The organism is Actinomadura sp. ATCC 39365 (assembly GCF_054392275.1).
Genome location: NZ_CP184335.1, coordinates 7,907,944 through 7,928,658, shown reverse-complemented (window position 1 = coordinate 7,928,658; position 20,715 = coordinate 7,907,944). Strand labels below are relative to the sequence as shown.

Below are 20,715 nucleotides of genomic sequence, written 5' to 3'. Positions count from 1 at the left end.
TGGAAATCGATGATCTTGCGGTCGGCCCGCCGCTCACTCCGGGGCGAGGACGCTGCCGATCCCCCGGGCCGTGAGGTGGCCGGGGTCGTCGGCGCGGTCGCCGGCGACGATGGCCACGGGCCCGGCCTGGCGCAGCCGGACCCATGCGGCGTGGAAGGCGCTGCCCGGCGCGACCTCGGCCCGGCGTCCGGGCTCGGTCCGCAGGTCGACGTCGCACCGCAGGGCGGGACGCCGCGCCTCGGTACGGCCGCGGCGCTCGTCGATGATCGTGGCGAGCTCCTTGGCCGCCGGCTTGGGACGGTGGTCCACGGTGAACAGGCCCAGGTCGTACTCCCGCTCGGGGAAGTCGGAGAGGGAACGGTCCAGGTCGTGGGAGCACCACCAGGTGACGCCCCACAGCGCGGGGTTGACGGTCACCGCGTCGAGCGTGCGGCGGACGAACTCGGCGGTCCGGGCCTCGGGCACGTCGGGCCTGGGCACCCCGATCTCCTGCAGCCAGACGGGCCTGGCCGGGTCGAGCGAGGTGGCCGCGGCCAGCTCGACCAGGTAGTCGGCGTGCGAGACGGTGGCCGGGCCGAGCGGGCCGTCGATCGCGGAGACCCCGTTGAACACCCAGGAGTGCACCGTGGTCAGGTCGCCCAGGTCCACGTTGTCGGCGGGGTGGAAGGGATGCTCGGGGTCGTACCAGGTGGCGTCGTACAGGGAGTGGAGGGCGAGCAGGCCGGGCGCGGCCGCACGCACCGCCTCGATCAGCTCGGCGGCCCACGCCGTGGACGCCTCGGCGGTGGTGGCGTTGCTGGGGTAGAGGTTGTTGACCTCGTTGCCGAGCGTGACGGCGAACACGTTGCCGCGGGTGGCGACGGCGCGGGCCAGCCGGTCGGCGTACGCGGCGACGGCGTCGCGCGCCCCGCGGTCGGTGAACAGGCTGCGCCGGTGCCAGGTGAGCACCCAGGAGGGCAGGAAGTCGAAGCTGGACAGGTGCCCCTGGAGCAGGTCCACGGCGACGGACAGGCCGAACTCGGCCGCGACGTCGATCACCGCCAGCAGGTCCTCCACGCCGCGCTGCCGGACCAGCCCCGGGTTGGGCTGGATCCATGGCCAGATCGGGAACACGCGCACGTGGTCCAGGCCGATCGAGGCCAGGTCTTCGAAGTCGCGGCGGACCGCGTCGAGCGACAGGTCGAGCCAGCTGTGGAACCAGCCGGCGGAGGGCACGTAGTTGGCGCCGTGGCGGATGGGGTCGAGCAGGGGCACGCGTCCTCCGGGGGTCGTACGATCTCCCGGCGGAGCCTAAAGCGATTTAGTCGCCCTGCCAAGTCCCCGGAGCCGCCGTGCTCTCCCGCACGGTCAGCTGGGGGGTCTCGGTCTTGACGTCCTTGTGCTGCTCCGGATCGGCGATGACCTCCAGCATCACCTCGGCCAGCCGCTTGCCGAAGGCGAAGGTGTCGCGGGAGAGCGCGGTGATCGCGGGGTGCGTGATCCGCGTGAGCACCGAGTCGTCGAAGGCCACGATGGACAGGTCGTCGGGCACCTTCACCCCCATCTCGCCGGCCACCCCCAGCCCGGCCAGGGCCATCACGTCGCTGTCGTAGACGATGGCCGTGGGCCGGCGGGGCCGCGACAGCAGCGCGCGCGTCGCGGCGGCGCCCTCGGAGTCGCTGAAGTCGGTGTGCACCGACACCGCCTCCTCCAGGGCCAGCCGCCCCGCCCGGTCACGCAGCGCGCGGGCGCGCCGCTGGGTGTGCCGGAACGCCGGCAGGCCCGCGACGTGCGCGATCCTGCGGTGGCCGAGCGCGGCCAGGTAGTCCACGATCGACAACATGGCCTCCCGGTCGTCGGCCCAGACGCTCGACAGCGACCCGTGTTTGCCAGGACCGCCCAGGACCACGGCGGGCACGCCGAGCTCCTCCAGCACCGCGATGCGCGGGTCGCGGACCATGAGGTCCACCATGACGAAACCGTCCACCCGGTGGGCGGAGGTCCACTCGCGGTAGATCTCCATCTCGGCCTCGGCGTCCTCCACGATCAGCAACTGCAGCGCGACGGCCTGGGCCGACAGCCCCGACTGCAGGCCGGACAGTAACTGGGCGAAGAACGGCTCCACGCCGAGGGCGCTGGCGGGCCGGGCGATGACCAGGCCCACCGCCTCCGCGCGCGCCCCGCCCAGGGCCCGGGCGGCGCTGTGCGGACGCCAGTTCATCTCCTTCGCGACCTGCAGGATTCGCGCGCGGGTGGCCTCTCCGACCCCCGGGCGGCCGTTGAGCGCGAAGGACACCGCGCCCTTGGAAACCCCGACCCGCTCGGCGATGTCGGTGATCGTCGGTCGGCGCACCACTGCTCCTTCACGAATTCGTCTCAGCTATTGACACACGAGTCTAGCCAGGTGAATAGTCCCGCAACTAGAGCGATTTAGTAACCAAGGAGAGCGCCATGCGTAGGTACTGGACGGGACCGGCGGTGGCAGCCGTCATGGTCGTCTCGGGCTGCGGCCTCGGCGGGTCCGGCGAGTCGGGAGCCGCCGCCCCGACCGCGGCGGCCACGGGAGAGGTGAAGGGCACTGTCAGCCTCCAGACGTGGGCGCTGAAGCCCAAGTTCACCGCGTACGTCGAAGGCGTCATCGCCGCCTTCGAGAAGAAGTACCCCGGCACGAAGGTCGAATGGCTCGACCAGCCGGCGGACGCCTACTCCGAGAAGGTACTCAACCAGGCCGCCTCCGGAACACTCCCGGACGTCACCAACCTGCCGCCGGACTTCGCCAGGCCCCTGGTCCAGCAGGGCATGCTGCTCGACGTCGCCGCCGCCGACCCCAAGCTCGCCGACGAGTACGTCGCGGGCGGCATCGAGGCCTACACCTTCCGCGGCCAGCCCGGCACGTACGGCTATCCCTGGTACCTCAACACCGACGTCAACTACTGGAACTCCGAGTTGATGAAGAAGAACGGCCTCGACCCGGCCAAGCCGCCGACGACGTTCGACGAGCTGGTCGAGCAGGCCCGGACCTTCAAGGAGAAGTCCGGCGGCAAGATCTACCTGATGAGCCGCCGCCCCGAGCTCGGCGACCTGGGCCAGGCGGGCGTGAAACTGATGTCCGACGACGGCAAGAGCTTCGTCTTCAACACCCCTGAGGCCGTCGCGGTGATCGACAAGTACCGGGCCGCCTTCAAGGAGGGCTTACTGCCGCGCGACGTGCTGACCGACACCTATGCGGGCAACGCCAAGCTGTTCAACGAGGGCACCGTGGCCTGGACGACGGCCGGCGCCAACCACATCATCGCCGTCAAGACCGACAACCCCTCCCTCGCGCCCAAGGTCGTGCCCTCGACCGCGATGGGCACCCCGCCCCTGTACGTGCAGGGCCTGTCGGTGTCGAAGAAGAGCAAGAACCCGGCCGCGGCGATCGCGCTCGCCCGCTGGGTGACCAGCGCCGAGAACCAGGCGGCGTTCGCGCACGAGGTCAGCGTCTTCCCCAGCACCAAGGCCTCGGCCGGCGACCCGTTCTTCACCCAGAGCGACGGCACCAACGCCGGCGACGCCAAGGTCATCGCCTTCAAGTCGCTGGCCACGGCCAAGATGCTGCAGCCGGTCGAGGTGACCGACGCGATGAGCAAGTTCATCCGCCAGCAGATCGCCCTCGCGCTCAACGGCGAGGTCTCCGCCAAGGAGGCGCTGGACGCCGCGGTCGCCAAGTGCAACGAGCTGCTCAACCAGTGATCACCCCCGCGTTCCCCGCACAGGGCGCCCTCCGCCGCCGGCTCACCCCCTGGCTGCTGGTGGCGCCCGCCGCGCTGTGGCTGTTCGTCTTCAACATCTGGCCCTCGCTGAACACGCTGGTGCTGGCCTTCACCAACGCCAAGCCGCTCAGCGGGGGGCACTTCACCGGACTGGCCAACTTCGGCCGCATGCTCGACGACGACCAGCTCGGCAACGCGCTGCTCAACAGCATCGTCTTCATGCTGGTCTGCCTGCCGGTGCTCACCCTGCTGCCGCTGCTGCTGGCGATCCTGGTGGAGAAGAAGATCCCCGGCATCACGTTCTTCCGCACCGCCTTCTACACGCCGGTCGTCGCCTCCGCCGTCGTGGTCGCGCTGATCTGGAGCTGGCTGCTGAGCGACCGGGGCCTGATCAACGGGCTCATGCAGGCGCTGGGGGTGCTGCAGGGGCCGCTGCCGTTCCTGACCGACCGGTGGCTGCTGGTCCTCAGCGCCATCACCCTGACGGTCTGGAAGGGGCTGGGCTACTACATGATCATCTACCTGTCGGCGCTCGGCAACGTGCGGCGCGAACTGCACGAGGCCGCGGCCGTGGACGGCGCGGGGGCCGTACGCCGCTTCTGGAGCGTGACGGTGCCGGGCGTGCGCAACACGATGTTGCTGGTGTCCGTGCTGGTCTCGGTGTCGGCCCTGCGCGTGTTCTCCGAGCTGTTCGTGCTCTCCAACGGCACGGGCGGACCGGGCGGGCGGGCGATGTCGCTGGTCATGCTGATCCAGATGTACAGCCGCGGCTTCTACGGGCACTTCGGCTACGCCTCGGCGCTGAGCATCCTGCTCTTCGTCATCACGATCGGCCCGATGCTCCTGCTGACCCGGCTCAACAGGAAGGCGGACTGACATGGCGGCCATGAAGGCCCGCGACGCGAGCCCGCGACCCGCCGCCGCCGCGGTGGCCCGCCCGGGGCGGCACGGCCGCCGCCGGGGCCGGGGCGGCTTCGGCGCCACCAGGCCGGGGGAGCTGGCCTTGCGGTACGCGCTGCTGCTGCTCGTCCTGGCGATCACGATCCTGCCGTTCCTGTGGCAGTTGTCCACCTCGCTGAAGGGCCCGTACGAGGACGTCTTCGCACAGACCCCGAGCTTCGTCCCGCTCCAGCCGACGCTGGAGAACTACGCGCGCGTCGCGGACACCATCCCGGTGTGGACGTACGCGCTCAACTCGGTGATCGTGGCGGTCATCGTGGTGGGCGGCAACGCGGTCGGCGCGACGCTGGCCGGGTTCGCGCTGGCCCGGCTGGAGTTCCGGGGCGCCAAGCTGCTCCTGGTGCTGTTCCTGTCCACGCTCGTGCTGCCGGGCGAGGTGACGATCGTCTCCCAGTACGTCACCGTCCGCGGCATGGGCCTGGCCGACACGCTGCTGGGCGTGGCCCTGCCCGGCGCGATCGGCATGCTGAACGTGCTGCTGATGCGCACCGCCTTCCAGGCCATTCCCAAGGAGATGGACGAGGCGGCGGTCATCGACGGGGCGACCCCCTGGCAGCGGCTCATCCGGCTCGGGCTGCCGAACGTGCGCGGCATGCTGAGCGTGATCACGATCTTCGCGTTCATCGGCGCCTGGGACGACTTCCTGTGGCCGCTCATCGTGCTCAACGACCCGAAGAACTTCACACTGACCGTCGGCCTGCAGTACCTCAACGGCACGTTCAGCGCCAACCCCCGTCTCATCGCCGCTGGGACAATGATCTCCTTCCTGCCCATCGTGCTCCTGTTCGCCTCGCTGCAGCGCTTCTTCTTCCGTGGCGTCGCCGAGGGCGCGATCAAGGGCTGAGCCGGTTCCGAGAACGAGGAGTCTCTCTCCATGCATGACGACCGCACACTGGTCGAAGCCCGTCTCAAGCGCGTGCTGGACGAACGTCTGCGCCCGGCCGTCCACCCCGAGTCCGTGCCGATGGACGTGCGCGTCTGGACCGCGCCGGACGAGCCCGTACCCGTCGCCGAAGGGCTCGCGGCCCCGACCGAGCCGATCGCGGTCGGCGCGGCGTGGGGCGCGCCGTGGGCGACGAGCTGGTTCACGGTGACCGGCACCGTCCCGCCCGCCTGGGCCGGCCGGACCGTCGAGGCGGTGCTCGACCTCGGCTTCGACGAGAACATGCCGGGCTTCCAGTGCGAGGGCCTGGTCTACCTGCCCGACGGCACGCCCGTGAAGGGGCTCAACCCGCGTAACCAGTGGGTGCGCGTCGGCGCGCCGGTGACCGGCGGCGAGCACGTCGAGCTGCGGATCGAGGCGGCCTCCAACCCGGTCCTGCTCGACTACAAGCCGTTCGTGCCCACCCTGCTCGGCGACAAGGAGACGGCGGGCAGCGAGCCGCAGTACCGGCTGGCGCGCATGGACCTGGCCGTGTTCGACGAGACGGTGTGGAACCTGATCCTCGACCTGGAGGTGGCCGGGGAGCTGATGCACGAGCTGCCCGCCGACAGCGGCCGCCGCGCGGAGCTGACCCGGGCGATCGACCGCGCCCTGGACGCGATCGACCTCCAGGACGTCAACGCCACCGCCGGGGCGGCCCGCGCCGAGCTGGCCGGCGTGCTGTCCTCGCCCGCCGTGCCCTCGGCACACCGGATCAGCGCGGTCGGGCACGCGCACATCGACTCGGCCTGGCTGTGGCCGCTGCGCGAGACCGTCCGCAAGGTCGCCCGTACGGCCTCCAACATGACGGCGCTGCTGGCCGACGAGCCGGAGTTCGTGTTCGCGATGTCGCAGGCCCAGCAGTGGGCGTGGATCAAGGAGCATCGGCCCGAGGTGTGGGCCAAGGTGACCAAGGCCGTGGCGGCCGGGCGGTTCGTCCCGACCGGCGGCATGTGGGTGGAGTCCGACACGAACATGCCCGGCTCCGAGGCCATGGCCCGCCAGTTCGTGCACGGCAAACGCTTCTTCATCGACGAGTTCGGCGTCGACAACGAGGAGGTGTGGCTGCCGGACACGTTCGGCTTCGCGGCCGGGCTGCCGCAGATCATCAAGGCGGCGGGCTCGAAGCGGCTGCTCACGCAGAAGATCTCGTGGAGCCGGACGAACACGTTCCCGCACCACACGTTCCTGTGGGAGGGCATCGACGGGACGCGGGTGTTCACGCACTTCCCGCCGGTCGACACCTACAACTGCTCGATGAACGGCCGGGAGATCGCGCACGCGGCCCGCAACTTCAAGGACAAGGGCATCGCCCGGCACTCGCTGGCCCCCACCGGGTGGGGCGACGGCGGCGGCGGCACCACCCGCGAGATGGTGGCCAAGGCCGCCCGGCTGCGCGACCTGGAGGGCTCGGCCACCGTCACCTGGGAGACCCCCGCCGGCTTCTTCGACAAGGCCGAGGCCGAGTACCCCAACCCGCCGGTCTGGGTGGGCGAGCTCTACCTGGAGCTGCACCGGGCCACGCTGACCAGCCAGGCCAAGACCAAGCAGGGCAACCGGCGCAGCGAGTCGCTGCTGCGCGAGGCCGAGCTGTGGGCCGCCACGGCCGCCGTACGGGCCGGCGCGCCCTACCCGTACGAGCAGCTCGACCGCATCTGGAAGACGGTGCTGCTGCACCAGTTCCACGACATCCTGCCCGGCTCGTCGATCGCCTGGGTGCACCGCGAGGCCAGGAACACCTACGCGGCGCTGGCCGAGGAGCTGACCGGCCTGATCGGCGACGCCCAGCGGGCCCTGGCCGGAGACGGCTCCCGCGAGCTGGTCTTCAACGCGGCCCCGCACGCCCGCAACGGCGTCCCGGCCGGTGGCGCGGCCCCGGCCGCACCGTTGGCCCCGACGAGCAGGGAGCCCCGCGAGGACGGCGGCTTCGTGCTGGACAACGGCCTGCTCCGGGTCGAGGTGGACGGGCACGGCCTGATCGTCTCCGCCTACGACCTGCGGGCCCGGCGCGAGACCCTGCCACCCGGCCAGGCCGCCAACCTGCTCCAGCTGCACCAGGACTTCCCCAACATGTGGGACGCCTGGGACGTGGACGAGTTCTACCGCAACACGGTCGTCGACCTCACCGCGGCCGACGAGGTGACGGCCGGCGAGCAGTCCGGCTCGGTCCGCGTCACCCGCTCGTTCGGCGGCTCGTCCGTCACGCAGGTGATCTCGCTGGACGGGCGGCGGGTCGACATCGCCACCGAGGTCGACTGGCACGAGACGGAGAAGTTCCTCAAACTGGCCTTCCCCCTCGACGTGCGCGCCGAGCGCTACGCCTCCGAGAGCCAGTACGGCCACGCCTACCGCGCCACCCACACCAACACGAGCTGGGAGGCGGCCAAGTTCGAGGCGTGCAACCACAAGTTCGTGCACCTGGAGGAGCCCGGCTGGGGCGTGGCCGTGGTCAACGACTCCACCTACGGCCACGACGTGACCCGGACCGTGCGCAAGGACGGCGGCACCACCACGACCCTGCGGGTGTCGCTGCTGCGCGCCCCCCGCTTCCCCGACCCCGAGACCGACCAGGGCAGGCACACCTTCCGGCACGCGCTGCTGCCCGGCGCGACGATCGGCGACGCGGTGCGCGAGGGCTGGTTCCTCAACCTGCCCGAGCGGGTGCTGTCCGGCGCCGCCGAGGTGGCGCCGCTGGTCACGGTGGACGACGACGCGGTCGTGATCACCGCGGTCAAGCTGGCCGACGACGGCAGCGGCGACGTCGTGGTGCGCTTCCACGAGTCGCGCGGCGGCCGGGCGGCGGCCACGCTCACGGCCGGCTTCCCCGTCACCTCGGTGACCGTGACCGACCTGCTGGAGCGCCCGCTGGCCGAGCCCGAGCGGCCCGGCCGGTCGATCCCGGTGACGGTGCGGCCGTTCGAGCTGGTCACCCTGCGGCTCGGCCGCTGACCGCACGTTCCCGGTGAGGGGCACCCGTCCGGGTGCCCCTCACCTGCGTCCGCGGGGGAGACGTCAGGGGGTGTAGACGGCGGAGCTTCCGTAGAGCTTGTTGGTGAACGCCGAGATGTAGGAGGCGGTGTTCGCCGAGGTGAGGTTGTAGGTGAGGAAGACGCCGTATCCCTCGCTGACCGTACGGCGGGCGAGGTACGCGGCGGTGGACGAACTGGTGCCGGTGAACGACACGGCGGCCGGCGACAGGCGGGACTTGGAGGTCGGGCCGTTCGGCACGGACCAGGTGCCGTACCAGGGGTTCCAGGCGTAGTCGAAGGTGTTGGCGATGCTCACGCCGTTGTAGGACAGGCGATCGGCGGCCGGGCCGATGTCGTACAGCGTGATGAGCTTGTTAGGCAGCTTCCGGCGCAGGGCCTGGACCAGGTAGACGAAGGAGAAGGCGTTCGGCTGGCCGGTGCCGTTGTTGCCGTACTCGACGTACTCGTCGTCGAAGTCGATGCCGTCGAGCCCGTACGTCGTCACCACGTCGGCCAGTTCCTGGGCGAACGCGTCGGCGGCCTGCTGGGACGGGAAGTTCGCGAAGCCGGCGCCCTGGTGGTTGCCGAGGATGGACAGCAGGACCTTGATGCCTTTCTGCTGCAGCGGGCGGACCTCGGTCGCCACGTTGTCGAGCACCCGCTGCACGTTCTCGTTGCAGTGGAGGTAGGCCTTCGTGCCGTCGTAGTTGATGTTGGCGGCGAAGATGACCGCGATGTCGAACACCTGCGCGCCGCCTCTGGCGAGCGTGTACTTCGCGACGTTGGTCATGCTCTCGCTGTTGACCTCGATGTAGACCACCGAGAGCGGGCCGGTCTTGGCGGCCGCGCGGCGCTCGGCGTGTGCCGCGGTGGGTAACGCGGCACCCACGGTGGTCGCGGCCAGCGCTGCCAGCAGGGTCCTTCTCCGCATGAGCGGTGAACTCACGATCGGCTCCTCAGTGCATGGGGGGATGATTTTGCTATATCGGTTAAGTCCAGTCCACTCGTTCTCGCGAGGCTGCAGGGGGGCTGGAGATAAATCGGTATAGCGCCTCGATCATCGGCAGCCCGGGGCCCGCTGTCAAGGTGTCGGCGGCGCGGAAAGACGCCGCGGACGCCGGAGATTTCTGCGGTGGTATGTTCCGCACATCCAAATATTTAGATGTATGGAGCAGTGATGACGAAGGTGCTGATTGTCGGTGCCGGCGCGCTGGGGCAGGTCTTCGGGGCGTGGCTGGCCGCGGGTGGGGCCCGGGTCAGCTATCTCGTGCGGCCGGGCCGGGAGGGCTGGGAAGGGGCTCCGCTGTACCGGCTCAGGCGGGGGCGGGCGCCGGTGACCGAGCGGATCACGCCGTACGAGGTGCACAGCGAGCCGCCCCGCGAACGGTGGGACATGGTGTGGCTCTGCGTGGACTCACCGGCGCTGCGCGGCCAGTGGACGGCCGCGCTGCGCGAGGTGACCGGCGCCGCGACGGTGGTCACCATCGGCCAGGATCCCGGCGATCTGCGCACGCTCGCCGGTGTCTGGCCGCAGGAGCAGATCGTCCAGGTGACCCCGACGCTGCTCGCCTACCACGCGCCGCTGGAGCGCGAGGTGCCCGCGCCGGGAGTGGCGTACTGGGTGCCGCCCGGTACGGCGACGGGCGTCACCGGAGCGCGCGCCCCGCAGGTCGTCGCCGCGCTACGGGCCGGCGGCGTGCGAGCCAGGCGGGTGACGCGGGCCGGCGCGGGGGAGCTCACCGCCGCCCGGATGATCCCCTACATCGCCGAGCTGGAGTCCTCCGGCTGGCGGCTGCCCGCGTCGGGCACGCGGTTGCGGGACGCCGCCGCGGCCGTCCGGGAGGCCGTCGCGGTGGTCTCCGCCCAGCACGGGCTGCGCGCCCCCGTCGCCCTTCCCTCCTGGGCCGTGGGGCTGGCGTTGCGCGTACTGCCCTGGCTGCTCCCCTTCGACCTGCGCCGCTACCTGGAGACGCACTTCACGAAGGTGAGCGCGCAGACGCGGCTGATGCTGGACGGCTGGATCGCCGAAGGCGCCGCCAGGGCGCTGCCGGTCGGCCGCCTGTCCGCCGTGCGCGACTCGTTGCCCGCATGAGCGGCCCGATCGAGGCCCGGGACGTGCTCGCGCTGTTCGCGCGGACCCGGCCGCTGTTCACCGCCCTGGGGGACGAGCGCAGGCAGGAGATCGTCGTCCACCTCCTGGAGTCCGCGGAGCCCCGCAGCGTCGGTGACATCGCCGCGCACCTGGAGCTGTCCCAGCCCGCCACCTCCCACCACCTCAAGATCCTGCGCGACGCGGATCTGCTGACGGTACGGCGCAAGGGCACCCTGCGCCTGTACGACCTCAACGCCGACGCCTATCCGGAGCTCCTGACCCCCATGCGCGACCTCATCACGTTGATCATCTCCTGCGCCTCCGGCCCCGGCGAACGGCCGGGCGGCCACTAGAGATCGACGACCGCCCGCGCGTCTTCCCGTCCCGGTCTGTCACATCGGGAACGGCTGTCCCGTCCTCGCGGTGCTGTCCATCAGGACGAGGAGATCTCCGTGACACACGGGCGACGGGTGAAGGAGCAGGGACGATGAAGGTGCTGCTGGCCGGGGCGACCGGCGCGATCGGGCTTCCGCTGCTGTCGGCGCTGGCCGCGTCGGGGCACGAGGTGGTCGCCGTCGTCCGCGATCCCGCCAAGCGGCGGCTCGTCGCCGATCGCGGCGCGGACGCCGTCGTCGCCGACGTGCTCGACCGGGACGCGCTGCTGCGCGCGCTCGACGGGCACGCCGCCGACGTGGTCATGCACCAGGCCACGGCGCTGCGCGACGCCTCGCGCAGGCTGCGCCCCGACGACCCGACCCTCGCCCTGCGCGACCGGGGGACCGCGCACCTGCTCGACGCCGCGCGGGCCGTCGGCGCGCGCCGGTTCGTCACCCAGTCGCTGATCACCGGGTACGGCTACCGCGACCACGGCGACCGCGTGCTGACCGAGGACGACGAATTCGGCGTGCACGTCGGCACCGTCGCCGACCTGGTGACCGACTCCAGCGTGGCGACCGAGAGCCAGGTGTTCAACGCGGCCGGCATCGAGGGCATCGCCCTGCGCTACGGCATGTTCTACGGCAGGAACGCCTTCAGCGACCTGTTCGCCGACCTGATGCGCAGGCGGGCGCCAGTGCTGCCGCGCGGCAAAACGGGCACCACCTCCTTCGTCCACGTGGACGACGCCGCGGCGGCCGCGGTCGCGGCCATGGAACGCGGCGGCGCGGGGCAGGCGTACAACATCGTGGACGACCGGCCGATGAGCTGGCGCGACTTCCTGACCGCGGTCGCCCGCGCGCACGGCACGCCGCGCCCCGTCGTGACGCCGAGATGGCTGGTCAGGCTGGCCGTGCCGTACCTGGGCTGCCTGCTGATGGACACCACGCTGCGGGTCTCGCACGCCAGGGCCACCCGCGACCTGGGCTGGACCCCGGTGCACCCGAGCGTGCCCGACGGGCTGAAGGCGCGCTGAGAACCCGCCCGGCCGATCGGTGTCACACGCCGCCGTCGGTGCTCGTCCTCTCACCAGAGCAAGCACAGGAAAGGGACACGACATGATGAACGGCTACAGCAGGCCGGCCAGGATCTTCGTCCAGGTGGCCGTGGCGGTCGGCGCGCTGACGATGCTGGTCTTCGGCGTGTGGATGCGCATCGACCCGGCGGGTTTCGCGGTCTTCGCCCGCTTCCCCAATCACGTGCACTTCCTGCACGACGCCGGGGTCTTCCAGATCGGCATCGGGCTGATGATGCTGAGCGCGCTGGTGTGGCGCGACGTGCTGTCGATCGTGCTGGTCGGGTTCCTCGTCGCCAACACGCTGCACGCGGTGAACCACGCGGCCGACCTGGACCTCGGCGGCAGCCCGGACAACTGGTGGCAGCTCGGTCTCGTCTCACTGCTGACCCTGGCCGGCCTCGTGGTGCACCGCAGACAACTCACCCGCCGGTCACGGGCTCGCGGGTAGTCGTACGCCTGCCCGGCCCGCCGGGAAGTCCCGATAGTTTGCGACAACCCGCGCGACACGACATGAAGGAGCGTTCATCGTGACACCCGAGACGGTTCCGGCGACTGACCACAGCGAGTGGGAGACCGCGCTGGCCGATGCCTTCGCGATCCTGCTGGACGGACAGGCGGACGTGGACCCCGCCGCCGGGTACGGCGTGTACTACGCCTCGGACCCCTTCGACGAGTTCCTGTTCCCCAACCCCTGGGCCACCCCGGAGGCGCTGTCCGACGGGAAGGCCAGGCACCTGCCGGATCCGGACGGTGAGTACCCCTTCTCTCCGTGGACCTGGCGGTTCGACCTGAGCGAGTCGCTGTTCCGGTTCGACGCCGAACTCGTGGCGGGAACGGGGGCGTGGGGTGACGGCGGGCACAAGGGCCCGCGGCCGTTCGGTGACGCCTTCGTCGCGGACCTGCGGGCCGTCTCCTGGGTCGATGAGGCCGACGGCGTGCTGGTGCGCGGCGCGCAGCTCGGGCCGCTGCTGGGCCGTCATGGCGTCGACCTGACCGGCCAGGAGGCCGAGAAGCTGAACGGCTGGCTGACCGTGCTGCTGCGCGTCGCCACCGACGGCACGCCGGCCGATGCGATGCGGGCCGCCACGTTCACCGAACGTGGCCCCGGACATCTGGTGTCGATCTCCGACATGGGACGCGCCCGCTCCGCCGGCGAGCCCTGGGAAGAGAGGCTGGACGCGGTCACGCATCCCGCGCTGCGCGACCACCTGCGCATGCTCTGCCTCAGCGAGGACGACGCGCGCAGCGAGGGCGGCTTCTACTGCGGCACCGGCCACTGGCCGTGGTCCGATGTCGTGGAAGCGGCCGGCTGCTCCGTCGTCGCGGGCTGGGGGTTCGGCGAGGCGCAGGCCGGTGCCGCCGTCGTGCGGTTGCCGGATGAGCCGGGAACGCGCTGAGCGGCCGCGTCCGACCCGACCGCGCGGCCCCGAAAGGGGCGCACGGCTCCTCCGAGCCGTTCTCTCTTCACGAGGTGTCACGCCGGTCTGTTGCGTTTTTTGCGCCAGATTTCGGCAGGACGGACGCCAGGGCCGATAATGAAAGGAGATCACGGGAAATAGGTTGATCTGCTGGAGGAGACCGATGAACGAGCGAATCCTGCCGTTACCCGCCATACTGCGCGCCGCGCGAACCGTCATGTGCGTTCAAGTGGTGCTGATGGCCCTGCCTCTCATCATCATGCTGACGGGCCTCGTGGAGCGGGCACTCGTCGGGATACTGCTGATCCCCATCCTGGTCAATGTCGTGATCGGCGCGGCCATCGGCCTGGTCGTGGCCAGGATGAGATCGCGGCAGCCGTGGGTCCGCTGGACGGGGGTGGCCGTCGAGGTGATCCTGGCGTTCAGCCAGCTCTGGGGACTGATCGGCGGACCGAGCATCCCGGGCCTCCTCGGCCTCGCTCTGGCCGCGGGCGTGATCTACTGCCTCCTGTCGCCACCCTCGACCGCCTGGTTCCAGCCCGCGGCCCCGGCGGCAGTGGCCCGCTGATCCGCTGCCGGCCCTCCACGCCTGAGGCGTCCGTGAGCCCACCTGACGGGCCTGCCGTGCCCGGGGACGCCGAGCCGTACGAGGCACTGGACGACGGCGGGCAGCCCCTCCGAGCCCAGCGCCGGCGACACGCCAGGGCTGACCTCCCCATGACGCCTCAGGAGCCCTCACGATGACGGCCACGCCTCTGCTCGACCTGCACCGCTCGCTCGACCGCCGCATGCGCCCCGAAGACGTCGCGGACCTGATCTCGCTCGCCCTCGACGGCTCGCTCTCCGCACCGGAGCGACTCACCCTCGACCGGGCGGCAATGCACTCCTCCCGGCGCCGTGGCTACGTGACCTCCATGACGGAGGAGTTCGCGCGGCCGCGGGGCGGCGGGCAGCAGCTCGCCGCGGTGGCACGGCTGTTCGCGCACACGGAGTGGACGGCGAGGAACGCCGACGACCCTGTGTCGCTGGCGGAGGTGGCGCAGCTCGCAGGGCAGGAGATCGGGTGGAGCCCGGACCGGGCCGACTTCATGCACGGCCGGCTCAACCGGGCGGCCCGGCGGGAAGGCGGCATCGACCTGTCCAAGCGGCAGTACAACCGGAGGTTCCGCGCGCTCGGACGTCTCTCGGCCAAGGCTGCCAAGCTCGGTGACGGCCAGGAGTTGCGGCGGCTGGTGCTGGTCGGCCGCAGCGGCTTCGCCGCCGGCATCCCCCGTGACAGGTTCACGGCGGACACGGACGCTGCCTGCTTCGTGGCCTACTTCACCGCGCGCCGCAACCTGCGCCGCCAGTTCAGCCTGCGCGGCAGGGACAACCCGTTCGACGACGTCGCGCAGATGCTCCTGGCCCGCTGCGAGAACAACCCAGACACCGACTGGGCGATGATCGCGGTCGCGTACGCCAAGCCGTCCGTCCTCGCCCGGCTGTCCGACGCCGAACGAGGGGAGATGCTGGGCGCCTGGTACGCGGTGATGCGACAGTGCGCGGAGCGGCTGGAGAAGGTGTGGTCGGTCCGTCCGCTCGACCGGGAGTCGATGGTGGTGCGCCGCGGCGACGACTCCTCCACCTGGAACACCGTCGCTCAGGCGTACAACGCCGCCCGCGCCGGCTGGCTGGCCTGCCTCCAGTCGATGGACGCCCTGCCGCTGCTGGACGCCGCCTGTCCCGGCAAGGTGATGCGGCTCATGGCCGCGGACCTGGCCTGGTGGCACCAGCAGACCGGCGGCGACCTGGACCCGAACACGAAGGCGTGGGCGGCGCTGCCCCTGCCGTGGGAGGTGCTGTCCGGGCGGGTGACGTGCACCCGCGCGGATGTGGAACGGGCGTGCGGGGAAGCGGGGCTCGACCCGGCGGAGAGTGGCTGGACCGCCGGTCCCGCCGAGCACCGGGTGGTGCGGTTCAACCCCACGCCGGAGCTGGTGCACGGGGTGACGATCGCCGATCCGGTATGGGCGTCGCTGCTGCGCCGGGCCGGGGTGTTCGGCGGCAGGCGGATCAAGCCCGACATGGCCGATGACGCCGCTCACGGCCTGGCCGCCGGCGTGGTCGTGTCGGATCTCCCCTCGCGCCCGATTCCGGGTGGCGGGCAGGAGCCCTGATACGCGATGATCGGAAGACTCGCTGTAGCTCAGTGGTAGAGCGCCCGGCTCTTCAGACCGGGTGGACGCTGGTTCGAGCCCAGTCAGCGAGACGTCAACGACCTGGACCGCCAGGACGAGCACGTCCAGCAGGCCGCGGCTCGGCGCGCCCCGCACATCAGGCTCGCACCAGCGGCACCGGCCACCGCGGCGACGGCGTCGCCTCTGCCCGTCGCCCGCGAGCTCGGCTGACGGCTTCCGAGGTCGCCCACGGACGGATGGTGACGTTCCCCTTCATGTCTTGGCGGCCGGCGGTCCCGCTCGTATGTTGGTGATCGTTTTGCTGGCTCTTCGAACAGTGAGGTGATCATGAGTTCCACGCGCATGAACCTGACCATTCTGGCGAGCATCCTCCTCATGGCCGGACAGGCGGCGGGCGCGGGCCCGGCCGCGGCGGACGGCTGCCCGGCGACCACCGACCAGTGGGAGGTCACCGACCTGGGGGTCACCGGGAACGCACTCGACATCAACGACCTGGGGCAGATCGCCGGCTCCAGCGTGAGCGCGACCGGCGAGCAGCGGGCGACCGTCTGGGACGGCGCGCAGGTGGTCGATCTGGGCAGTCTCGGCGGCGGCCACGCCTACGCCGGCGCGCTCGACGAGGACGGCAATGTCGTCGGCAGCAGCTACACGGCGACGGAGAAGGGGCACGTCTTCCACTGGCGCGCCGGGACGATGACCGACCTCGGCACCTTCGCCGGCTACTCCGCCCAGGTCCGCGACGTCAGCGCGGGCGTCATCGTGGGCGAATATCGGTACCTGCTGCCCAATGGCACGGCCCGCTACCAGGCGTTCCGCATCCAGGACGGCGTCAGGACCGACCTCGCCGCCGTCTCCGGCAGCCATGCGGCGGCCGTCAACCCGGCCGGGCAGATCGCCGGCACCCAGCGCCGCCTCGAACCGCCCGGCCCGGCGAGCCAGCGGACCCACCGGGCCTTCCTCTGGGAGGACGGCGTCATCACCGAGCTCGGCACGCTCGGCGGCCAGTGGAGCCAGGCCGAAAGCATCAACGGCGACGGTCACATCGTCGGCCAGGCGGCGCTCGGCGCGGACGGCGTGCTCGCGGGCGGCTACATCTGGAGTGCCGAGGAGGGCATGCGGCGCCTGCCCGACGCCGGCGGCGTGGCCGCGCCCAAGGCCGTCAACGACGACGACGTGATCGTCGGCACGCACACCTGCACGGGGGCCGGCACCGCCGCCCACGCGGCGGTCTGGACCGGGCCCGGCGCGGCGCCGGCCCTGCTGCCCGACCCGGCGACCGGCACCGCCACGATGGCCAACGCCATCAATGCGCAGGGCGAGATCACCGGCTGGGCCGAGGCCCCCGACGGCTCGCGGCGCGCCCTCGTGTGGCGGCCCGCGCCCGCGAGCCCCTGAGCCTCAGCCGGCCGGCGCGGCCGAGCCCGGGGAGCGGCCTTGGGGCCGGCCCAGGTGCGTGGGCAGGAACCCTGGCGCGACCTGCTGACCGCCCGGCTCACCCAGAGCAGGCGAGTCATGCGACGCCGCCTGTGGGCTCCCGCGCTCATCGCCACCCGTTCGCTGCCCGGCCCCAACGCCCTGACCCGCTCCGAACGTTTCCACGCCGCCCTTGCCGACGCCGATCTGCCCGGCCCGGAACCGGTCACCGCCGTCGGCACCCTGTCGTCCCACGTCAACGGGGGGTTCGTCGCCGCCGCGAACGGTCAGTGCCGATGCGGTGCCACCGCGCACAGGTAGGTCGGCTCCTCCAGGAGCTGTGCTGTCAGCCTGACCCCCGTCAGGTGCTCCGCCAGCGCGAAGACGGTCCCTGCACGGAACGCGAAGTCGCCGGCCGGGGCCAGCTCGTCCGGCTGGTCGACTCGAAGCTGAGCCGTATCTCGCCGTCTTCCACCCAGAAGAAGTAACTGACCGCGTTGACGTTGCGGTAGTGAGACACGAGCCGGGTACCGGCCGACAACCGTTCCATGATCCCTCGGGTGATCCCCATGCCGCCGTTGGGTTCGACGACGAGGCACCAGCCGTCGACCGCGACGGCCCCGAAGAAGTGGCCGGCCCAGGCAGCGTGACGGCCTGGGCCGGAACAGGCGGCGCTGAGCACGTCGTCGAAGCTCATGCCGGAAGGCGCGCTTTCCGTTCGTGCACCGTCAGCGGCTGTCGCGATCACCTGCCCATGCTGACAGCCCTGACCGACAGAGGATCATCGCCGAGACGATCGGGCCCGCCGCGACCCGGCGACGATCCGCGCCCCCGGGCGGCGGGGGCTGGGACGTCGATGTCTCGCAGGAGCGCGGGTGGCAGAACCCGGAGTGAGGGGTTGCGCGTGGAGAAGGCGGTGCCGGTGTCTCTAGCCGAACTTGACGAAGGTCGGGAAGGGCGCGGTGAAGGTCTCGAAGTTGCGGGAGCCGACGAATCCGGCGAAGACGGTGCAGTTGCTGTCGGTGTACATGGTGGCGTCGGCGTCGGTGTCGTTGTGGGCGTCGCGGGCGCCGCCGGAGACCGGCAGGCAGGCGCCGTTGGGCGTCGGGATGTTGAGGGTGGTCTCTCGTCCGTTGCTGGCCCTGGTGTAGAAGAACGTGCCGGTGGCGGCGTGGGCGGGGACGGGGAGCGAGACCGCGACCAGCGTGGTGGCCAGGGCGCTCAGAGCGAGGGCGGGAAGACGTGTCATGCCTTCAGCTTATACGTAGAGTAAATAAGTGACAACTCTGAGTAACAGTAAGTTTCGGCTCTCCCTCGCGAGAGGCGACACACGCGTGCCGTCCCTTTCGGGACCGTTCATGACTCCTGTCATGTGCAGCCGATGACAGCCGGGACTGACCGCGAAACCGCGTTTGGATCATGCTTGCGCCATGAACATCCGGACGCTTGGAAAGAACGCCTCGGCCATCGCCCTGACCGCCGGAATGGTGCTGGCAGCCAGTCCGGCCCAGGCCGCCCCGGCGCGGGAGACCGGGCTCGACCGGCAGGCGCTGCGGCAGTCGCTGGACGCCGTGCACGAGGCCGGCATGTACGGCATCTACTCGACCGTCCGCGACGGCGAGCGCGGCTGGCGGGGCGCCTCCGGCGTGGCCGACGTCGCCACGAGACGCCCCGTGCGCCCCGGCATGCTGCACCGGGTCGGCAGCATCACCAAGACGTTCACCGCGGTGGCCCTGCTCCAGCAGGTGGCCCGCGGCGCCGTCGAGCTGGACGCCCCCATCGCCCGCTACCTGCCCGACGTCGTGCCGGGCGAGCGCGGCCAGAAGATCACCGTGCGGATGTTGCTCAACCACACGAGCCACATCGCCGACCACGTGGGCCCGGCCTTCCCCTCGCTGCTCCAGGGCACGTTCGAGAGCCTCGACGACAACCGGTTCCGCACCTTCTCCCGCCGGGAGCTGGTCGAGCTGGGCCTGGCCGCCACGCCCACCGGCGAGCCGGGCGCCACGCCGGGGATCTACTCCAACACCAACTACCTGATCGCCGGCCTGCTCCTGGAGAAGGTGACGGGCGAGAACGCCGAGCAGTACATCACCCGCAACGTCATCCGCAAGGCGGGTCTGCGGCACACGTCCTTCCCGCGCACGCCGGTCATCCCCGGCCCGCACTCCAAGGCGTACGAGTCGATGTTCGGCTTCATCGACCCGCCCAAGGACTACAGCGTCTTGTCTCTCGGAATGTAGTAAGACCAGGGAAAATGCCTACTGGATCGACCCGTGGGCCGTCTCTGGGCCGTCAGCCGGAATCTCCGCCCGCGAACGCGCGGCGTCGATGACCTTCCGCATCCGCTCCTCGGACTTCGGCATCAGGTGCGCGTACGTCCGCAATAGCAGCGCGCCGCCGTCCGAATGCCCCAGCCAGTCAGCCACCGCCTTCGGGCTCTCGCCCTCCGTCAGCAGCACGCTGGCGAAGATGTGGCGCAGCATGTGCATGCCGTGCTCCCGGTAGGCGTGGCCGCGCTTCTCACCAGCGCTCGGCTTGGGCGCGATGCCGACATGGTCGAGCGCGCTCTGCCAGACGTCGACGAACGTCGTGGGGTGCACCGGTCGGCCCTGCGTGTTGGCGAAGAACAGCCGCACCGTCGTCGGCTTGCCGCCCGGCTTCCCCCACGGCAGCGTCACCTCGACCGGCGGGTATAGGCGCATGTGCTCGGCCAGGGCCACCTTGATGCTCTCGGCCAGCGGCACGTCACGCGGCTTGCCGCCCTTCGGTGGCGCGAACACCAGCCCCTCGCCCTTCAGCAGCTTGAGCTGGCGCTTAATGTGCGCCACGCCCGGCAACCAGTCGACGTCGTCCGGGCTGAACCCGAAGATCTCGCCCTGCCGCATCCCGACCCCCGAGCCGGCGTCCACCATGGCGCGGTAGCGGCTCGGCAGCGCGGCCCGCATGCTGAACATCTCCTCGGCCGTCCATGGGACGAGCTTCCGTCTGACCGTCGCGGGCAGCTTGACCGTCTTCGACTTCAGCGGGTTTTTGACGATCAGCTCGTCCTCGATCGCCGCCGAGAACATCAGCCCGACGTGCGCCATGATGACCTCGATGTACGACGGCGCCAGGCCGGTCGCCTCCATGCTCTTCACGAGTCGCTGAATCATGCTCGGCCGCCGGGACAGCCGGCCGATCTCCTGGGCGCCGATCACGGGGTAGACGTGCTTCGTCAGCCGCACCCGCATCTGTGACCGGGTGCGCGGGTCGAGAGTGCGGTTCTCGATCACGTCTTCGGCGTGCTTCTGGAACGTGATCTGGCCGGCCTTGGGGTCGATGTACGTGCCGCGCAGCAGGTCGGCCGCGACCTCGTCCTTACGGTTGTTGGCGTCGACCTTCCTGGCGAAGGACTCGTTCTTCTCGCGGCCGTCCGGCCCGTCGTACCGCAGCCGCCACCGCTTCCCGCGGCCGTACCGCGCGGGGTCGCGCTCTAACAGCGGCTTGCCGTCGGCGCCGAGCACGAGCTTGCCGTCTGGGCCGCGAACCTTCCGCATCCACCTGTCTTCGACGTGCGCCACGAGCTGCCTCCGGAGTC

The 20,715-nt window shown here is 71.0% G+C and carries 21 protein-coding genes and 1 tRNA gene; 15 read left to right on the top strand and 7 right to left on the bottom strand.

The annotated features are described in order from the left end of the window. Positions 1–33: 33 nt before the first annotated feature. Positions 34–1,254, bottom strand: a complete 1,221-nt coding sequence (locus tag ACNF49_RS38460; RefSeq protein ID WP_482940709.1) for a glycoside hydrolase 5 family protein — start codon at positions 1,252–1,254, stop codon at positions 34–36. Positions 1,255–1,300: 46 nt separating this feature from the next. Then, positions 1,301–2,332 (bottom strand): LacI family DNA-binding transcriptional regulator, encoded by a 1,032-nt coding sequence (locus tag ACNF49_RS38455; protein ID WP_482940708.1) that lies wholly within the window; start codon positions 2,330–2,332, stop codon positions 1,301–1,303. A gap of 98 nt (positions 2,333–2,430) precedes the next feature. Between ACNF49_RS38455 and ACNF49_RS38450 the strand changes: the two genes are divergently transcribed. Genes ACNF49_RS38450 through ACNF49_RS38435 form a run of 4 tightly spaced genes read left to right on the top strand, consistent with a single transcriptional unit; the run spans position 2,431 to position 8,562 of the window. Beyond that, positions 2,431–3,711, top strand: a complete 1,281-nt coding sequence (locus ACNF49_RS38450; RefSeq protein ID WP_482940707.1) for an ABC transporter substrate-binding protein — start codon at positions 2,431–2,433, stop codon at positions 3,709–3,711. After that, entirely contained in the window at positions 3,708–4,607 is a 900-nt protein-coding gene (locus tag ACNF49_RS38445) for a carbohydrate ABC transporter permease (protein WP_357972065.1), read from the top strand. Before ACNF49_RS38450 ends, ACNF49_RS38445 begins: the two co-directional genes overlap by 4 nt. Before the next feature lies 1 nt (position 4,608). Then, positions 4,609–5,535, top strand: coding sequence for a carbohydrate ABC transporter permease (locus tag ACNF49_RS38440; protein ID WP_357972063.1), 927 nt, complete (start codon positions 4,609–4,611; stop codon positions 5,533–5,535). 30 nt (positions 5,536–5,565) lie between these two features. Further along, positions 5,566–8,562, top strand: coding sequence for an alpha-mannosidase (locus ACNF49_RS38435; protein ID WP_482940706.1), 2,997 nt, complete (start codon positions 5,566–5,568; stop codon positions 8,560–8,562). Positions 8,563–8,625: 63 nt separating this feature from the next. On the opposite strand, the gene ACNF49_RS38430 is transcribed toward ACNF49_RS38435, so the two are convergent. Further along, positions 8,626–9,528 (bottom strand): endo-beta-N-acetylglucosaminidase H, encoded by a 903-nt coding sequence (locus ACNF49_RS38430; protein ID WP_357972059.1) that lies wholly within the window; start codon positions 9,526–9,528, stop codon positions 8,626–8,628. Between the two features lie 231 nt (positions 9,529–9,759). Here ACNF49_RS38430 and ACNF49_RS38425 point away from each other — a divergent pair, with 231 nt between their 5' ends. From ACNF49_RS38425 to ACNF49_RS38380, 10 genes are all read left to right on the top strand, one after another. Continuing rightward, positions 9,760–10,674, top strand: a complete 915-nt coding sequence (locus ACNF49_RS38425) for a ketopantoate reductase family protein (RefSeq protein ID WP_482940705.1) — start codon at positions 9,760–9,762, stop codon at positions 10,672–10,674. Next, complete coding sequence (locus ACNF49_RS38420; protein WP_482940704.1) at positions 10,671–11,027, top strand: ArsR/SmtB family transcription factor; 357 nt, start codon at positions 10,671–10,673, stop codon at positions 11,025–11,027. The genes ACNF49_RS38425 and ACNF49_RS38420 overlap by 4 nt, the downstream gene beginning before the upstream one ends. Before the next feature lie 134 nt (positions 11,028–11,161). Beyond that, positions 11,162–12,085: an NAD-dependent epimerase/dehydratase family protein gene (locus tag ACNF49_RS38415; RefSeq protein WP_482940703.1), complete on the top strand. Its 924-nt coding sequence runs from the start codon at positions 11,162–11,164 to the stop codon at positions 12,083–12,085. A gap of 82 nt (positions 12,086–12,167) precedes the next feature. After that, a complete protein-coding gene (locus tag ACNF49_RS38410; RefSeq protein WP_482940702.1) occupies positions 12,168–12,575 on the top strand; it encodes a hypothetical protein in 408 nt (135 codons plus the stop codon). A gap of 79 nt (positions 12,576–12,654) precedes the next feature. Continuing rightward, positions 12,655–13,524 (top strand): hypothetical protein, encoded by an 870-nt coding sequence (locus tag ACNF49_RS38405; protein WP_482940701.1) that lies wholly within the window; start codon positions 12,655–12,657, stop codon positions 13,522–13,524. 259 nt (positions 13,525–13,783) lie between these two features. Continuing rightward, a complete protein-coding gene (locus tag ACNF49_RS38400) occupies positions 13,784–14,113 on the top strand; it encodes a hypothetical protein (protein WP_357972047.1) in 330 nt (109 codons plus the stop codon). A gap of 172 nt (positions 14,114–14,285) precedes the next feature. Further along, positions 14,286–15,701 (top strand): hypothetical protein, encoded by a 1,416-nt coding sequence (locus tag ACNF49_RS38395; protein ID WP_482940700.1) that lies wholly within the window; start codon positions 14,286–14,288, stop codon positions 15,699–15,701. 18 nt (positions 15,702–15,719) lie between these two features. Beyond that, positions 15,720–15,793, top strand: a tRNA-OTHER gene (locus ACNF49_RS38390). 256 nt (positions 15,794–16,049) lie between these two features. Continuing rightward, positions 16,050–17,117 carry a hypothetical protein gene (locus ACNF49_RS38385; protein WP_482940699.1) on the top strand — a complete coding sequence of 356 codons (1,068 nt, stop codon included), beginning with the start codon at positions 16,050–16,052 and terminating at the stop codon, positions 17,115–17,117. Between the two features lie 39 nt (positions 17,118–17,156). Further along, the gene (locus ACNF49_RS38380; RefSeq protein ID WP_482940698.1) at positions 17,157–17,456 is read left to right on the top strand and encodes a TetR/AcrR family transcriptional regulator C-terminal domain-containing protein; all 300 of its coding nucleotides are present in this window, start codon (positions 17,157–17,159) and stop codon (positions 17,454–17,456) included. Here the strand turns inward: ACNF49_RS38380 and ACNF49_RS38375 are convergent. The 3 genes from ACNF49_RS38375 to ACNF49_RS38365 form a co-directional block, all read right to left on the bottom strand. Further along, the gene (locus ACNF49_RS38375; RefSeq protein WP_482945643.1) at positions 17,423–17,500 is read right to left on the bottom strand and encodes a hypothetical protein; all 78 of its coding nucleotides are present in this window, start codon (positions 17,498–17,500) and stop codon (positions 17,423–17,425) included. The genes ACNF49_RS38380 and ACNF49_RS38375 overlap by 34 nt on opposite strands. Continuing rightward, positions 17,497–17,883, bottom strand: a complete 387-nt coding sequence (locus ACNF49_RS38370) for a DUF6461 domain-containing protein (RefSeq protein ID WP_482940697.1) — start codon at positions 17,881–17,883, stop codon at positions 17,497–17,499. The genes ACNF49_RS38375 and ACNF49_RS38370 overlap by 4 nt, the downstream gene beginning before the upstream one ends. A gap of 180 nt (positions 17,884–18,063) precedes the next feature. Next, positions 18,064–18,384, bottom strand: a complete 321-nt coding sequence (locus ACNF49_RS38365; protein WP_357972039.1) for a hypothetical protein — start codon at positions 18,382–18,384, stop codon at positions 18,064–18,066. A 181-nt stretch (positions 18,385–18,565) separates the two neighbouring features. Here ACNF49_RS38365 and ACNF49_RS38360 point away from each other — a divergent pair, with 181 nt between their 5' ends. After that, complete coding sequence (locus tag ACNF49_RS38360; RefSeq protein ID WP_482940696.1) at positions 18,566–19,378, top strand: serine hydrolase domain-containing protein; 813 nt, start codon at positions 18,566–18,568, stop codon at positions 19,376–19,378. A gap of 18 nt (positions 19,379–19,396) precedes the next feature. Here ACNF49_RS38360 and ACNF49_RS38355 read toward each other — a convergent pair whose 3' ends face one another. After that, positions 19,397–20,674: a tyrosine-type recombinase/integrase gene (locus ACNF49_RS38355; RefSeq protein WP_498703294.1), complete on the bottom strand. Its 1,278-nt coding sequence runs from the start codon at positions 20,672–20,674 to the stop codon at positions 19,397–19,399. Between the last annotated feature and the right edge of the window lie 41 nt (positions 20,675–20,715).

What these genes read in the sequence shown, in the direction of transcription:
- ACNF49_RS38450 (WP_482940707.1), top strand. Translation starts at nt 2,431, where the DNA reads ATGCGTAGGTACTGGACGGGACCGGCGGTGGCAGCCGTCATGGTCGTC.
- ACNF49_RS38365 (WP_357972039.1), bottom strand. Translation starts at nt 18,384, where the DNA reads ATGACACGTCTTCCCGCCCTCGCTCTGAGCGCCCTGGCCACCACGCTG.
- ACNF49_RS38425 (WP_482940705.1), top strand. Translation starts at nt 9,760, where the DNA reads ATGACGAAGGTGCTGATTGTCGGTGCCGGCGCGCTGGGGCAGGTCTTC.
- ACNF49_RS38395 (WP_482940700.1), top strand. Translation starts at nt 14,286, where the DNA reads ATGACGGCCACGCCTCTGCTCGACCTGCACCGCTCGCTCGACCGCCGC.
- ACNF49_RS38420 (WP_482940704.1), top strand. Translation starts at nt 10,671, where the DNA reads ATGAGCGGCCCGATCGAGGCCCGGGACGTGCTCGCGCTGTTCGCGCGG.
- ACNF49_RS38355 (WP_498703294.1), bottom strand. Translation starts at nt 20,674, where the DNA reads ATGCGGAAGGTTCGCGGCCCAGACGGCAAGCTCGTGCTCGGCGCCGAC.
- ACNF49_RS38415 (WP_482940703.1), top strand. Translation starts at nt 11,162, where the DNA reads ATGAAGGTGCTGCTGGCCGGGGCGACCGGCGCGATCGGGCTTCCGCTG.
- ACNF49_RS38400 (WP_357972047.1), top strand. Translation starts at nt 13,784, where the DNA reads ATGGCCCTGCCTCTCATCATCATGCTGACGGGCCTCGTGGAGCGGGCA.
- ACNF49_RS38440 (WP_357972063.1), top strand. Translation starts at nt 4,609, where the DNA reads ATGGCGGCCATGAAGGCCCGCGACGCGAGCCCGCGACCCGCCGCCGCC.
- ACNF49_RS38410 (WP_482940702.1), top strand. Translation starts at nt 12,168, where the DNA reads ATGATGAACGGCTACAGCAGGCCGGCCAGGATCTTCGTCCAGGTGGCC.
- ACNF49_RS38385 (WP_482940699.1), top strand. Translation starts at nt 16,050, where the DNA reads ATGAGTTCCACGCGCATGAACCTGACCATTCTGGCGAGCATCCTCCTC.
- ACNF49_RS38360 (WP_482940696.1), top strand. Translation starts at nt 18,566, where the DNA reads ATGAACATCCGGACGCTTGGAAAGAACGCCTCGGCCATCGCCCTGACC.
- ACNF49_RS38435 (WP_482940706.1), top strand. Translation starts at nt 5,566, where the DNA reads ATGCATGACGACCGCACACTGGTCGAAGCCCGTCTCAAGCGCGTGCTG.